Below are 15451 nucleotides of genomic sequence, written 5' to 3' on the forward strand. Positions count from 1 at the left end.
TCAATTAATTAAGGAAGGAAAGTTTAGGCTATGTCATTATTTCTCCCCAGTTTAAAGAGAAGCGGTCATTTAGATCGGATTCACATGACAGTTTGTAACGTTGGCTCTCGCAAAGTTAGCAGTGAAGATGACTATAGTCAGAAAGGCTGGGAAATATTTGCACCACATCTGACTATTTATGGATTTGATGTTGATGCTGATGCTTGTGAGGCTAGCAATACTGCTCTGGAAGCTCAACCAATAAATTGGACAGAAAAACATATTCCTCTAGCGCTAGCAAATTCGGTAGGCGAATCTACACTTTATGTAACTAAGGATCCCATGTGCAGCTCTCTGTACCCACCTAATGAACCTTATATAGAGCGGTTTTCAGGGTTGTCAGAATTAGTCAACTTAGATTTTTATGTGGGAATAGAAACAACTACATTAGATGAGTTTTGTCAAAGTGAAGGGATTGAGGAAATCGACTTTTTGCAAGTTGACGTTCAGGGCGCAGAATTACAAGTATTACAAGGTGCTTCTCAAATTTTGGGACAGTCTATTCTTGCTGTGCACGCTGAAGTCGGGTTTTCACGCCTCTATAAAAATCAGCCTTTATTTGCGGACGTTGATATTTATCTCAGGGAACAAGGATTTACTTTGTTCGATTTAGATCGAGCTTATCGCTTGCGGAGCATATCTCCCATTCGTTCAACAGTTCGCGATGGACAGTTATTATACGGAGAGGCTTTTTACTTTCGGGATCTGATAGAAGACGGCTTGGAAAACAATCTACAAACACCAGATAAAATTCTCAAATTAGCTTGCATTGCTGATATTCTCAATTTCCCCGACTATACTCTGGAGTTATTAGAGTATTTAACTTTGCAGTACGGCAACAACCCTGACTATAATTTTGCCCACAATATCGTGGAGAGTTTGGCTCAATTTCCAGAGCTTGTCAACAAAGGAATAACTTCTCTGCCTGCTGTTTCCAGAATTTTAGATTATATTGATGGTTATGATATTGACTCTCTCATCCCCAGTGAAGCTGATATTATCACTAAAGACCAGCAGGAACGACCTATCGATCCTATGAAGGTGTTCCACTGCGATGAATATCTGCGACACAACCAGAGAAGATTAGAACATTTAGCAAGCTTAGGATTAGATATTGTAGGGAAAACTGTACTCGAACTTGGAGCAGGAATTGGCGATCATACAAGCTTTTTTCTGGATCGAAGCTGTGAAGTAGTTGCCGCGGAAGGTAGACCGCCAAACGTGGAAATACTTAGATCGCGTTATCCCAATATTGAGACAATACAACTAGATTTAGAGACTCCAGATTTAAAAATAAATCAGCAATTTGACATTGTTTACTGCTACGGGTTGCTGTATCACTTGCAAACACCCACTCAAGCTATCGAGTTTATGGCTCGCAGTTGCCAAAAGATGCTGCTGCTAGAGACCTCCGTCTCGTTTGGCGAAGAAGAAGCTATCAATTTTTGCAAAGAAAAAGCAGATTATCCATCGCAAGCTATATCCGGTAATGGATGCCGACCTACTAGAAAGTGGGTGTACAATCAACTAAAGCAATACTTCGAGTTCGTTTATATGCCTATAACCCAACCTAACCACGAACAGTTTCCTATTGATTGGACTTTATCTTCATCGGAAACATTGGTTCGCTCAGTATTTATTGCTTCCCGACAAGAGTTGAACAATATCCTTTTACTTGAAGATATTCCCTTGAAGCAACAGCGCCATTGAAATTTGGACGTGGATTTTACAGCGTTGATTGTGAATTTCGATACTCGGAATTGTACAATAATTACTCTACAAAATCTCCTTACTACTGCTGATAGTTTTCAACATATCTCTGCCACATTTGCTCGTAAGCTTTTTCCATCTCTCGCGTAAATTGCTTACCATTCCAGAGGGGAGCAGTTTGTCGTGACTGCCGCAATTTCCAAGATATTTTCTGCCGCAAAACAGGATCTTTTCCTAAACGAATCCCCCACTCTAGATATTCTTCATCAGTCCATGAAATCCCCTCAGTTATACCTGCATTCATCATCATCCCGTAACTGTTGCGTGCTGAAAACTGCTCGCCTACCCGTGTCACCAGAGGAATGCACATCCAGAGAGTTTCTAGAGTAGTAGTCGCTCCATTGTAGGGATAAGTATCGAGTACAACATCAGCAATCCCTAAATTCGCTCGGTGAACGGCTTCTGAAGCGGATGGAGGCAAAAATCGCAAGCTATCCGCACTCACGCCCTCTGATTCGGCAATCTGAATAAAAAAGTTTTTTAGCGATTCTTGCTCAGCAAACCATTTAGTTACAAAGTAGCTATTCGGGACTGCTTTAATAATTTGCATTTGCAGGCGAGCTGTGTTGGGATTGTACTTGTATCCCATCTGACTGCAATAGTATATGACGGCATCGCTAGGAATATCTAGCGAATCGCGTCGAACCGTCGGCACTCCCACTTCAAAACCATCTACTGCTACATAAGTTTCAGGCAATCGCCATATTTTTTCCGCGTAATAATCCTGTGCTGATTCCGGTAAAACGTAATTATCTGCAATATAGTAATCAACATTTGGTACGCCAGAAGCATCCCACCCCAGCCAACTAACTTGTACAGGGGCGGGCTTAATTGCCATTACCTCACAGCTAGTATTCATCGTAATGCTATCGAGATCGATCAATATATCTATTTCGTCTTCGTAAATCTTTTCAGCAGCTTCAATACCAGAGATACCTAGTTTAAAAGCTTTGTCAGATTTGCTAATATACCATTGCTGCATTGGATCATTTGTCAGTTTTGATCCAAGTAGATAAGCACATATTTCAAAGCGCTCGCGGTCGTGATGTTCAAACAACGACCGAGCCAGCCATCCTACAGAATGGCTACGTAAGCAATAAGATAAATAACCAACTTTATAACGTCTTTTTTGATTGCCTCCCTGAAGCAGGGGCAACGAGCGCTGGCGACACTTCTCCACTACTGGCTTGGCATAATTTTCAACATTTTCTTGAAAAAGATTACCAATTTGGATGCGAATTCTCCCGGCTTCTTGAGGCAGATCTTCAAAGTAAGGAAAGAAAAATAACGAACTCATCAAGCGAATCGCAGCAGTTGAATCGAGATTGGTTGGATATTCCTCAATGAGCGCCCCCATCATTAATTTGTGTGCCTCAAACGCTGACCAAGCATCTTCCCAATGACCACCAGCCAGCATCAGCCCGCGCAGCAGCACGTGATTAGCAAAAATTTTATCTACCAACTGTTCCATCACAGAGTAGCATAGCTTAGCAGTTTCTATCCCCTTAGAAAAATTCCCGATATCTTGGTAAAAACCAGCCAGAGCACGCAAAATTTCTGGGTGCTTAGCTTCTAACTGCAAGGCGAGTTCCACATAGCGGGTGGCTAAGTGAAATTGCTTTCCTGAGTACGCTATATCATAGGCAAATAAAAGTAAATTTTCAATAACAGGTAGAGGTTCTTTAACGTATTTTAAACAAGCTTCTGTAAATTCAAATGATGAAGGGTGGAATGGAGCAAAATCTAAAACGCTCTTCCATACTTGCAGCAGCAGGTCTGAGTCCACTGCTATAGGGGGCTCAGACTTTAGAAGTGTGATAATCGCGCCCAAAGCGTCTGATTCTTCGCCTCTGTAAGTTTTTCGCACCATGGAAAGTCCAACCGAATGCAAGAGGTTATTAATATCCCCTGGATGGATTTCTCGGATGTGCTGCCGAATCGCCCAAGCTACTTGATAATTGGTCAACTCCAACCGTTGTCGTTCAGCCTCAGCTTCCAGCACTTCCAACAGTTCTGCTGTCCAGAGTTCAATTTCTTCGGATTCACCCTCAGCCATTGCCAGCAGCCAAGTTGTTTGAGCTTCTGCTTCTTGTTCTTGCAACAGCAATATCAATCCTAAGTGCCAGTAGTAAGACTTCTGGCTTGGTTGCTCTGCAATTGCCTGTTCGTAGAGCATAGCTGCCTGAGCATAATTTTCTTTAAGCAGGAGTTGCTCGGCTTTCTCCTGCCAATCTGGCGCAAGTGCTAATAAATTGTCAGAAATCATAAACTCAGCCAATAAAAGCAGTTTTCTATCTACACTAAAGCGGGCAGCACATAACGCTAACCCGCTCTTTCGTACTTTTTCACAAGCAATGCTTGTGTACTAAGGTGTTACTTAGTAACTAGCGTCATACCATTACAAACAGTATTGCTACCAGAAAGAGTAATAGCTACAGGAGCTCCAGGACTCGTCGTTTCACAAAGGATTGTCTGTGTGCCTGAAGCCCCTGAAGCATCGGGTGCAGTCACTGCTACAGCTCCTGCATATCCCTTCAGCGAAGCTAAAGTAGCCGCATTAGGAGTTGCTGCTGAAGTTACTCCGTTCGTACTTGTAGCGCCAATGGTGTATCCATAGTTAGTGGTCGAAGTTTTGAGACCAAGACCCAACAAGCTGACATCTGTTGTAAATTTGGTGTTTTCTGCGTAGTAAGCTTGTACTCCCTTGTTAATGGAACTGACATACTGCTTAGCTTCTGTCTGCTTGGCTTTGTTAGCTTGGCTGAGGAAGGAAGGCAAAGCAATAGCAGACAAAATACCGATAATGATGATAACAACCAGCAGTTCAATCAGGGTGAAACCTTGATCCTGTCTTTTTTTGTTGATGTGTTGCAGGAACTTGGCTTTAAATTCAGTCTTCATAAGTCTTTTCTCCGTGAGGGGTGGGATGCTTGATTTCTAACTCTTATCTGTAACTTACCCAGTTATCGGCGCTTTAATATCACCCCAAACTATTTTTTTTCTCAACTCCTGGCTCTAAGGCTCCAAAAGCACATACAGAAAGACTTCCAGCCTAGTCAACAGTTCCTTGACTTCCTCAATGGCACTCTGATCACTAACAGGCTCTAGGTTAACAGCCATCTGGGATCTGATCTGGAGCCACTGTTCTACTAGGGACACCACAGACTGCGGCCCCTCCCAAAGAGGTAGCAAACAAGCCGCCATTCTACTCTCGATCGCCACCGGCGCTAGAGTTGGCACAATAATATAACGGCTAATCTCAAACGGCGTCTGGCTGTCAATGCAATTACTCAAATCTTCCTTAATCTGGGAAGTCATCAGTTGAGGGTGCAGGTGTACCCGTGCTTCCCGCCATTGAGCTTCTGTCCATTCCGCAACGGGCACAAAAGCCTGAGTTCGATCGGGATTGCCGCACCAGAAATCAAACAAACGGTGCAGGGGATGTAACAAGTCAAATAAATGCAGTTGCTCTTCCAGAGAAGCTTCTGGCAGACTCATCGCCAAAAACGGAGGCAAATCATCTGGATCTTTGAACAAATCCATCAACTCCCACCTGCGCCAAGCCACCATACTGATAAACTCTAAATCAGCACCTCTCAACATTGCAAACACTTCAGGAATGGTACAACCTTTATCACCCACTAATAAATAGTTAGCCATAATCCATGCCTCATTCTGCGCGCGATCGGAATTCCAGGTGAATGCCTTAAGCCCTACTTCATCTTGTAATGCTTCCATTGTTTCCCGGACTATTTCTATCTCCACTTCTCCGGGAGAGCCATTCATTAATCCCATTGCTTTGAAAGCAGCTTGAGCGCGAAATACTCCGGCTCTACCATTTGAACTGTGAAGGTTGGTGCGGATGATGCCATCGGGAGCGAGAACAGACTTCATCGCCTGCAATCCAGCAATAGCATCGGGTAAGAGATACAGAACTTCGTCAGCATTAATATAGTCAAACTGTAACCCTAAACTTGGTAATTCTTCTATCTTCAAAGCATAAAACTCTGCATTAGCAACCCCATGATACTGTAAACGTTGCTCGGCTAGTTTCACAGATTCTTCTGATAAATCGATGCCTACTATTTTCGCTCCCGGATTGGCTATAGCTAAAACCAAGGATTTATAACCGGTGCCGCATCCCGCATCGAGGATTACTTTACCTTCGGTATTGATAATTTTTCTATTTCTGAAGTAATAAGCAGTTACAAGATTATGAAGGTAGAGCAATTCACTGTTTTCCTTTGGAGATTGTTCCAGCGGGATTCTGGGATAAGGAGTATTGTCAAATTGCTGGCGAATGTTTTCTATTAACTCTAAATTTTGGTGATCCATTTTCAATTACACTCAACGCTGGCAAATTACCTTAGTATCTCAGAAAATAGCCGATCGCCCGCCGGGCCGCAACACATACTTGCAATAATACTCTGAAAACCCGATCGCCTAACCAACTACCACCTCCATGAACACCAACATCAGCCCCATCCTCAAAGTATTCACCCTATCCGCCGCACTTTCCCTCGCCATCAAGTACGCAGGGCCTAGCTTATCCATACCCTCTACCGACCTCAACGCCCTGATCGCTGTGTTTTCCCCGAGTCTGATCCTAGCAGCTATCCTCGGCTGGCGATCGCGCCAACAGCCAAGATAGGAGATGGAGGGCGATCGCGCCCAAAGACGAGTTAAATTAAACCAGGGGCGATCGAACACTCACACCAAAACCCCTCGATGCCCAGCAATATAGATGAGACAGACAATCACATGGATCTAGCCACCTTAAATCTGAAACCCTTAAATTTGCTGATTTTTCCTGATTGAAACCAACCAGAAGAATTTCTTTATTTAGAATTATAACTAATTATTAGGAGTCTAGTAAGTCATCCGGATCGCGATTTCCTAACTCTTTTAATAGATAGCACCGAACCTTTAGAAAAATCAGAGTTAGATGCAAGTTTAATTGTATGAGGGATTGTGATTAATCTTTTGATGGAAGAAGATTTAGATATTAACGGAGAACCGGAAATTATTTTATTGGAAAACTTCAATCGAAGCCAGTGGAGCGATATTTTGCCACAGATTCAATATCGAATTAAGCTGAATGCGGAAAATCACCAAGCAATAGCAGAATCTGGAACCGCACAAATTCCAGTAGTGGAACAGGAACAACTTAGCGATATCACCCTTGACTCCCATCTCAGCATAGTAAGCCTGCGGATCCTTGTTGATCGAGGTGATATACTGCTTGGCTTCAGATTGCTTGGCTTTGTTTGCTTGGTTGAGGAATGCAGGCAAAGCAATAGCCGAAAGAATACCGATAATGATGATAACTACCAACAGTTCAATCAGCCTAAAACCTTTATCTTGTCTTCTTTGATTGAGGTGTTGCAGGAACTTGGCTTTTAATTAAGTTTTCATGGTTTGTTTCTCCTTGAGGGGTGGGATGCTTGATTTCTAACTCCTGAATGTAACTTACTCACTTTCGTTCCTTCTCATATCACCCTGTGCTAAAAAAACTTAGCTAGGGCGGGGTGAACGCTCCAAAAGCAAGTAAAGAAACGCTTCCAGCCTACTCAAGACTTCTTTAACTTCCTCCCAAGCTGCCTGTTCGCTGACAGGCTCTAGAGTAACGGGATGCAGGGGTTTGAGCTTTAACCAGCGTTCCACAAGGGACTTCGCAGGACAAGCGCCCTCCCAAAGCGGTAGCAAGCAAGCAGCCATATAACTTTCTAGGAAAATAGGTACTAAAGCGGGCAAAGTGACATAACGGCTAATCTCGAAGGGTTGTTGGCTAGTGATGCACTGGATCAAGTCTTCTCTCGCCTGGGGAGTTTTTAGCTGAGGATGCAGGTGTACCCGCGCATCCTGCCAGTCAGATAAAGTCCATTCAGCAACCGGCACAAATGGCTGTGCCCGATCGGGATGAGCGCACCAAAAGTCAATTAAACGGTTGACGGGATGTAACAATTCACATAAATGCAGCCCCTCTTCTGTAGAAATTTCTGGCAGGCTCATGGCTAGAAAAGCAGGTAAATTGTCTTGCTCTTTGAAAAGATCGAGCAAGTCCCATTGCCGCCAATTCACCATACTGACCAACTCTAAATCAGCGGCTTGCAGTGCCGAAAACATTTCAGGGATAGTGTAGCCTTTATCGCCTTGAAATAAATAATTCATTAGCATCCACTCTTCACTCTGGGCAGCATCGGGCTTCCAGGTGAGTTTCTTGAGAATGACATTATCTTTCAAAGTGGTCATAATTTCTCGGGCTAATTCCATTTCTAACTCTCGGGGATTTTCGTCCATCAATCCCATCATTTTGAAAACTTCCTGAGCCCAAAAATAGGCAAACCTCTGTAGCGAACTATGGAAATTAGCACGAATTATTCCCTGATATTTTAGCACAGACTTAAGTGTTTTCAATCCCGCCTTTATATCTGGCAATAAATAAAGAACTTCGTCACTATTAATATAGTCATACTCTAATCCTAATTTAGGCAAATCTTCAATTGAAAGCACATGAAACTCGGCATTCTCAAACCCATGATATTCTAGACGGTGACGGGCTAACTTAACCGATTCTTCTGATAAGTCAATACCAACTATTTTAGCGCCTGGATTGGCTTCTGCTAAAGTCAAGGATTTATAGCCGGTGCCACAGCCTGCATCTAAAATAATTTTTCCTTCAGTTTCAATAACTGTTTGATTTCTTAAATAGTAAGGTGTTATAAGGTTATGAATATAGAGAAGCTGGTAGTTATCTTTAGGAGATTGTTCGAGTGGGATTCTCGGGTAAGGAGCGCTGTTAAATTGCTGGCGAATTTTTTCTATGATCTCAGATGATTGGTTGTTCATTCTACATTGCTCCCGCTACTAACAAATTGCGCTGTGACATACGTTAATTTTAGGATGAGAAGGTATCTTATCTACGCGGCGCCCGAAAGGTAGTTGCGATCGCACTTTGCCCCAAACCCCACACGGCACAACGGCAGGGACTTGGCATCATAGTGAAGGTCAATATTTCGAGTCCTCGCACAACAACAGATTATACAACCCACTACCACGTCCATGAACACCAACATTAGCCCCATTCTCAAAGTATTCACCCTCTCCGCCACCCTTTCCCTAGCCATCAAGTACGCAGGGCCTAGCTTATCCATCCCCTCTACCGACCTCAACGCCCTAATCGCCGTCTTTTCCCCCAGTATCATCCTAGCTGCTATCCTCGGCTGGCGATCGCTCAACATACTAAAATCAAGCTGAGCCTGGAAAATGCGATCGCCCTAACCAGAAATCCCCCTCCTAAACTCCCTCATCACTTCCACACTCGAAGCCATCAGCAAGCAGCGACACAGTAAATTAATATCTAAATCTGGCCAAACAACACTTGAATAATTTTTTTCATAACCCTCAGCACCCAAGCGATACATAGCCAGTACACCATCCTCCCAGAACCCGACTTCAGCAACTCCCAATACTCGATAGCGCTGCAATTTTTTGACAGTACCGCTAGTGAAGATAACTTCCATACATAAATCTGGGGGAGAATTTGGGGTTATGCGTCGGCCAATAAAATAAGATTCATCAGCTTGTGCAGACACTACCCCTTCCTTTTCTTGGGTAAAACTTCCCGTAGGTGCAAACTCAATTTCATTTTCGGCACAATAGATAGCCAGCAGCGTACAAATTGTACGACTGAAAAATTCGTGTTCTGGCGAAACTGCCAAGATTTCTACCTCTCCTTTGTAATAAAATAACTTGATGCCTGGAGAGTCAGAAAACCCCTGTTCAATTAGCTTGAACTGTTGCCAGCTAATCCCGGAGTGAATGAAGCGTTGGTCTAGGGGTTGTAAGAGTGTCTGTGTCATCATGCGAACCTCAATCAAGTTCTGGGTTTAAAACAACATTCATCGCCTCTTTCCTCTTAAAAAATGTTGAGCGATAGATGGAAAACACCGCCCTGGCAACAAAAGAGAGATGCGAGACTTTCAAGTCGGCATAATGTCGTCGAGGATCAGTTGTAAATTTGGAAACAGGTAAGAAAAAATAGTATTTCCCAAGCGATATTGTTGCTGCTGGTATACACCATTAACTAACTGGCAGACTGTGAAAGTCGGTTGCTTTGGATTGCCTATAAATTGCCCACCACCCAACCCCCTAAAGTCCACAATCCAATATTCAGGGATATTCAAAAAAGCGTATTCCTCCACTTTTCTTGCACAATCATCTTGCCAATTAGTGCTGACTGACCACTTCAGCAACAAGCTTAATGGTACTACCGTTACAAATAACTGGTTCTTTTTGCCAAAGTGGTTCTTGTCTAAGTTCTGCTCGCTCTAAAACAACTACGTCAGGACGCAGCGCTGTAGCTTCTGCGTATAGAGGTTTTATCAGACAAGTTTTTGGCACCAACCAGTTGAAATTATCCCGAAAGATTTCGATATAGATTCTACCCGCAATACTCCCGGCCACAGCTTCGTGAGGGCCAGTAGGTTCCATGTCTCTGAGTTCTCCGTCAATTAGTTCATAGCGTGTATTATCCCCATATTGGGCGATCAACTCCTCAAAGCTAAGTAATTTGGGTGGGGTGTAGGTCATAGATCCTGTTTTAACGGGATGTAACTTAATTGTAAGTTTAGTTAAAATCGGCTATCTGGCAAAAAAAAACAAAGGTTTGGTACTTTGCTCTCAATCCTGCCCCTCTCCTAATCTTTTATTACTTCCGAGCTTAGTACAAACTTGCGATAATAGTCTCAATGCCTCATTATACAACCAACTACCACCTCCATGAACACCAACATTAGCCCCATCCTCAAAGTATTCACCCTCTCCGCCGCCCTTTCCCTAGCCATCAAGTACGCAGGGCCTAGCTTATCCATCCCCTCTACCGACCTCAACGCCCTCATCGCCGTCTTTACCCCCAGCCTGATCGTAGCAGCTATCCTCGGCTGGCGATCGCGCCAACAGCCAAGATAGGGGCGATCGGGCGATCGCCCGCCCCCAAAGACGAGTTAAATTAAGCTAGGGGCGATCGAACACTCACAGCAAAAGCCTTCTATACCCAGCAATATACATGAGACAGACAATCACATGGATCTAGCCACCTTAAATCTAAAACCCTTAAATTTGCTGATTTTTCCTGATTGGAACCAACCAGAAGAATCTCTTTATTTAGAGTTAAAACAAATTATTAGGAGTCTTGTCAGTCATCCCGATCGCGATTTCCTAACTCTTGTAATAGATAGCAGCGAAAGTTTAGAAGAATCCGACTTAGATACCAGCCTAATTGTATCAGCAATTGTCATGAATCTTTTCCTGGAAGAAGATTTAGATACTAGCTGCGAACCAGAAATTATTTTATTGGAAAACCTCAATCGAAGCCAGTGGCTGGAGATTTTGCCACATATCGAATATCGAATTAGGTTGAATGCGGAAAATCACCAAGCAATAGCCGACTCTGGAACTGAAAAAATCCCAGTAGTTGCACTGGAACAACTTAGCGATATAACCCTTGACTCCCAAGCATTAGCGTTGAGAGAATTTGGCAACCAACTCTACCTTCAAGGAAGATACGAAGCAGCCATTAAGCACTATCAAAGGTTTTTAGTATCCCAGACAGGAGATGTAGAACTGTATTTTAACTTAAGCGAGTGTTTAAGAAACCTCAACAGAATCGAAGAAGCGATCGCTATCCTTGAATCAGGCATCCGCCATTACCCTACAGCCGGACAACTGCACTTTCAACTCATCAAAATTTCCCAGCAAAACGGACGAAGTCAAGAAGCTATATCAAGTGCAGAAAGAGCAACGAAAATACTGCCTAATGAATATGTTTTTCAACTTTTAAAACACTTAACCTTGCCGATTGTTTACGACACCTCAGATGAAATCCAATTTTACAAGGAAAGATTTGTCCTAGAATTAGAAAAATTGATTCAGCAAACATCTCTAGAAACTCCCGAAGACAAAATTAATGCTTTCCGGGGTTTTTCTAGCTTCACTAATTTTTACCTAGCATATCAGGCTCACAATGTTGTTGAATCGCAGTCAAAATATGCCAATTTAGTCCATCAAGTTATGGCCGCCAACTATCCGCAGTGGGTGCAACCGCAATCAATGCCTCCCCGGCTAGAAAATGGCAAAATTCGAGTTGGTTATATTTCTAGTTATTTGCATTCCTACAGCGGCACTTTATGGTTGACTGGCTGGTTGCGTTATGCCGACACAAAACAATTTGAAATTTACTGTTACTACACGGGTAACGATCCCGATCCAATTACAGAACAATTTTGCCAATACAGCACAGAATTTCGCCACATTCCCCACAACTTAAAAGCCGTATGCCAACAAATTATTGATGACAAATTGCATATTCTTGTCTTCCCAGAAATTGGCATGGACGCACCAACTATCCAAATAGCAGCTTTGCGCCTTGCACCCATACAATGTTCGGCGTGGGGACATCCTGTCACTTCTGGTTTACCGACGATTGATTATTTCATTTCCAGTGAATTGATGGAACCGGAAAATGCACAATCACATTACTCAGAAACCTTAATTAAGTTGCCGAATATTGGCGTTGCTTACCCAAAACCAATGGTTGGTGAATTAACCCTGAGTAGGTCAGATTTTAACCTGCGAGAAGATGCCGTTATTTATTTATGCTGCCAAGCCCCTTTCAAATACTTACCGCAATATGATTTTATTTTAGCAGAAATTGCCCTTCGCGTTCCGCAAGCTCAGTTTGTTTTTCCGCGCGGCGAACTGCTGCGGGAACGATTAAAACGTGCTTTTGCTGCTGTTAATCTTGACAGTGAAGATTACTGTTTGTTCCGAAGTATTTTAACTCGACAAGATTACATAGCCATTAATTTTCTGTCTGATGTCTTTTTAGATACTTTTACTTGGTCTGGTGGGAATACGTCTTTGGAGGCGATCGCCTGCAATTTACCCATAGTAACTTGTCCGGGAGAATTTATGCGAGGACTTCATGCTTATAGCTTTCTAAAAATGCTGCGAGTGACAGACACCATAGCCAAAAACGAAGTAGAGTATATTGAAATTGCTGTCAAGTTGGGGAAAGATTCGGAGTGGGGGCGAGATATTGCGCAACGCATGAGTCAGCGACAAGGTAATCTGTTTGACGATCGAGTTTGCGTGACTGCGTTAGAGGCTTTTTATCAAGAAGTTGTTCGAGAAAGAATTGAAGGTTAGAGTAATATCAAATCCGGTAGTATCGGAATTAATATTACTCACACCCAGGACACGGCAGTGCCGTGTCCCTACAATTAATCTGGCGTAGCCAGGACACGGCAGTGCCGTGTCCCTACAATTAATCTGGCGTAGGGAAACGGCACTGCCGTCTCCTCTATATCATGTCTGAGTGCAACCGGAATTGATATAATCCTATAATATAGATTAGGGCGATCAAAACCAAACTAAAGGCACTCACCATGATTCAAATCATACCAGAATTAGTAACATTCGATGAATTCATTGACTGGTATCCTGAGAATTCAGAACACCACTACGAACTACATAATGGAGCTATTGTTGAAATGCCAAAAGCAACAGGCAAACATTCTAAACTGACAGGTTTTCTCCTAGCGGATCTCAACTTTGAAATCAGACGGCTACAACTGCCCTACTTCATCCCCAAAGAATGCGTCATCAAACCCATGCGCGAGGAATCAGGGTATGAGCCTGATATCATTGTACTCAACGAACAAACCATTGGAAACGAGCCGCGATGGGAGAAATCATCAATTATCACGATGGGTTCATCCGTCCCCCTAATCGTCGAGGTAACTAGCACTAACTGGGAGGATGATTATGCCCGCAAACTAGAGGCTTATGAGGCAATGGGCATTCAAGAATATTGGATTGTAGATTATCTAGGATTGGGCGGCAGACGGTTTATTGGTAATCCAAAACAACCTACTTTTTCGATTTATCAACTCGTTGACGGGGAATACCAAGTCAAACTGTTCAGAGGGGGCGAGTGTATTGAGTCCCGAACTTTCCCAGAATTGAAGCTGACAGCGCAGCAGGTGTTCGCCAAAGGGAAATGAGGAGGCTGCTTATGCTAATGTCCGAGTAGGGGTATGTGATTAAAGATGCGATCGCGCGTATCTGCTGTATCTTGTAGAGATGCGATTCATCGCTTCTGGGCTGCAGAGCAATTAGCAAGCAGCAATTCCCAATACCCTATTCCTCAATCTAAAATCTAATATCTAAAATCTAATGAAGCTAGGACAGTGGATGGGCTTATTAGCCCTCATCGCATCTTGTTACATCCTCTGGCAAATCAGGCAAGCCCTACTGCTGCTATTTGCCGCCGTCGTCTTAGCCACTGCCTTAAATAGGCTAGCACGCTACTTGCAGAAATTTCGGCTCAAAAGATCGATCGCAGTCTTACTTTCAATTAGCTTCCTAGTCCTCATCTTCGTAGGCTTATTCCTGATCGTTGTACCACCCTTTGCCGAACAGTTTCAACAACTTACCCAAAGAGCCCCTCAAGGAATAGCAAAATTAAATCAGTGGATCGATCAGATTGAAACTCGCTTTTCGGGACAAATTGGTCAGCGACTACCGAATCTTGATATTAACGACATTATCCAACAACTCCGACCCATATTCAACCAACTCGTCGGCGGTGCCGGAGCCTTTGTCGGTAACACATTAGGCGTTATTCTCAGCTTTTTGCTAGTCATAGTTTTGACATTAATGACATTAGCAGAACCTCTATCTTACCGCAAAGCATTTATACAACTATTTCCCTCTTTTTATCGGCGACGAGTCGATGGCATCTTAGATGAATGCGAAATAGCCCTCGGCAGATGGGTGATCGGCGCTTTAATTAGCATGAGCGTCATCACTTTTCTCAGTCTAATTGGTTTATCTGTTTTGCAAGTTCCCTTAGCCCTAGCTCACGCTGTAGTAGCGGGCTTTCTGAACTTAATACCCAATATCGGACCTGGTTTGAGCGTCATCCCCCCAATGACGATCGCACTTTTAGACTCTCCGTTACAATCCGGTTTTGTCTTAATCCTCTACTTTCTAATTCAACAATTTGAAAGCAACCTCCTCACCCCTTACGTTATGGCACAGCAAGTATCACTACTGCCTGCTGTCACCTTAATAGCTCAAGTATTCTTCGCCACGTTTTTTGGATTTTTAGGTTTGTTGCTTGCCCTTCCTCTCACCGTTGTCGCTCAAGTTTGGGTGAGAGAAGTCTTAATTAAAGACATTCTCAACCAGTGGCACACCAATCCTAGAAATCTAGCAGCGATCGATTCTGCTATTCATGAGGAGTACGAATCTATTGGAGTAAAACAGGACAAGCCAGAAAGCCTTCCAGAACAAAAAACAGACATCCCAGAGGACTTAGAAAATAACCCTAAAAATCAATAATTTAGGTTTGTAGTAAGGACGACAGTCCTTCTTTATTCCCAAATTTAGGACTAAACTCTTCACTACAAACTTATGCTATTTATGACAATTAATAATTCAGGTTTGTAGTCAGGAAGACAGTCCTTCTTTATTCCCAGATTTAGGACTAAAGTCCTCACGACAAACTTAGTAAACTTATGGTAAGATCGCCCTAGACTAACTATCTTCAAGCCTCGCATTCTCAACCGCATCTCGT

The 15451-nt window shown here is 43.1% G+C and carries 12 protein-coding genes and 2 pseudogenes; 7 read left to right on the forward strand and 7 right to left on the reverse strand.

The genetic code is table 11. The features are described 5' to 3' along the window. Nucleotides 1-30: 30 nt before the first annotated feature. On the forward strand, nt 31-1749 hold the full coding sequence (locus QUA02_RS10625) for an FkbM family methyltransferase (RefSeq protein WP_333027345.1): 1719 nt from the start codon (nt 31-33) through the stop codon (nt 1747-1749). Nucleotides 1750-1831: 82 nt separating this feature from the next. On the opposite strand, the gene QUA02_RS10630 is transcribed toward QUA02_RS10625, so the two are convergent. The 3 genes from QUA02_RS10630 to QUA02_RS10640 form a co-directional block, all read right to left on the reverse strand. After that, nucleotides 1832-4075 carry an O-linked N-acetylglucosamine transferase, SPINDLY family protein gene (locus QUA02_RS10630; RefSeq protein ID WP_333027348.1) on the reverse strand — a complete coding sequence of 748 codons (2244 nt, stop codon included), beginning with the start codon at nt 4073-4075 and terminating at the stop codon, nt 1832-1834. A 107-nt stretch (nt 4076-4182) separates the two neighbouring features. Beyond that, complete coding sequence (locus tag QUA02_RS10635) at nt 4183-4710, reverse strand: type IV pilin-like G/H family protein (RefSeq protein WP_333027349.1); 528 nt, start codon at nt 4708-4710, stop codon at nt 4183-4185. 114 nt (nt 4711-4824) lie between these two features. Continuing rightward, the gene (locus tag QUA02_RS10640; RefSeq protein WP_333027350.1) at nt 4825-6144 is read right to left on the reverse strand and encodes a class I SAM-dependent methyltransferase; all 1320 of its coding nucleotides are present in this window, start codon (nt 6142-6144) and stop codon (nt 4825-4827) included. Nucleotides 6145-6271: 127 nt separating this feature from the next. On the opposite strand from QUA02_RS10640, the gene QUA02_RS10645 reads away from it, so the two are divergent. Next, nucleotides 6272-6460, forward strand: a complete 189-nt coding sequence (locus tag QUA02_RS10645) for a hypothetical protein (protein ID WP_333027353.1) — start codon at nt 6272-6274, stop codon at nt 6458-6460. Between the two features lie 536 nt (nt 6461-6996). Here the strand turns inward: QUA02_RS10645 and QUA02_RS10650 are convergent. Next, nucleotides 6997-7197 (reverse strand): annotated as a pseudogene (locus tag QUA02_RS10650) (prepilin-type N-terminal cleavage/methylation domain-containing protein); the annotation flags it as partial. Nucleotides 7198-7323: 126 nt separating this feature from the next. After that, nucleotides 7324-8658 (reverse strand): class I SAM-dependent methyltransferase, encoded by a 1335-nt coding sequence (locus QUA02_RS10655; protein WP_333027356.1) that lies wholly within the window; start codon nt 8656-8658, stop codon nt 7324-7326. Between the two features lie 213 nt (nt 8659-8871). Between QUA02_RS10655 and QUA02_RS10660 the strand changes: the two genes are divergently transcribed. Continuing rightward, on the forward strand, nt 8872-9066 hold the full coding sequence (locus QUA02_RS10660) for a hypothetical protein (RefSeq protein WP_333027357.1): 195 nt from the start codon (nt 8872-8874) through the stop codon (nt 9064-9066). Nucleotides 9067-9086: 20 nt separating this feature from the next. On the opposite strand, the gene QUA02_RS10665 is transcribed toward QUA02_RS10660, so the two are convergent. Together QUA02_RS10665 and QUA02_RS10670 are read right to left on the reverse strand one after the other, a co-directional pair. Then, nucleotides 9087-9674, reverse strand: a complete 588-nt coding sequence (locus QUA02_RS10665) for a Uma2 family endonuclease (RefSeq protein WP_333027358.1) — start codon at nt 9672-9674, stop codon at nt 9087-9089. Between the two features lie 117 nt (nt 9675-9791). After that, nucleotides 9792-10401, reverse strand: a pseudogene (locus QUA02_RS10670) (Uma2 family endonuclease). Between the two features lie 189 nt (nt 10402-10590). Here QUA02_RS10670 and QUA02_RS10675 point away from each other — a divergent pair. The 4 genes from QUA02_RS10675 to QUA02_RS10690 all read left to right on the forward strand — a co-directional run bounded on the left by QUA02_RS10675 (nt 10591) and on the right by QUA02_RS10690 (nt 15216). Next, nucleotides 10591-10779, forward strand: coding sequence for a hypothetical protein (locus QUA02_RS10675; RefSeq protein ID WP_333027359.1), 189 nt, complete (start codon nt 10591-10593; stop codon nt 10777-10779). A 114-nt stretch (nt 10780-10893) separates the two neighbouring features. Continuing rightward, nucleotides 10894-13017 (forward strand): O-linked N-acetylglucosamine transferase, SPINDLY family protein, encoded by a 2124-nt coding sequence (locus QUA02_RS10680; protein WP_333027361.1) that lies wholly within the window; start codon nt 10894-10896, stop codon nt 13015-13017. A gap of 239 nt (nt 13018-13256) precedes the next feature. After that, complete coding sequence (locus QUA02_RS10685; protein WP_333027363.1) at nt 13257-13874, forward strand: Uma2 family endonuclease; 618 nt, start codon at nt 13257-13259, stop codon at nt 13872-13874. A 172-nt stretch (nt 13875-14046) separates the two neighbouring features. Then, the gene (locus tag QUA02_RS10690; RefSeq protein ID WP_333027365.1) at nt 14047-15216 is read left to right on the forward strand and encodes an AI-2E family transporter; all 1170 of its coding nucleotides are present in this window, start codon (nt 14047-14049) and stop codon (nt 15214-15216) included. The last annotated feature ends 235 nt before the right edge of the window (nt 15217-15451 follow it).

The organism is Microcoleus pseudofavosus SVA1_A4 (assembly GCF_036700565.1).
Taxonomy (GTDB): domain Bacteria; phylum Cyanobacteriota; class Cyanobacteriia; order Cyanobacteriales; family Microcoleaceae; genus Microcoleus.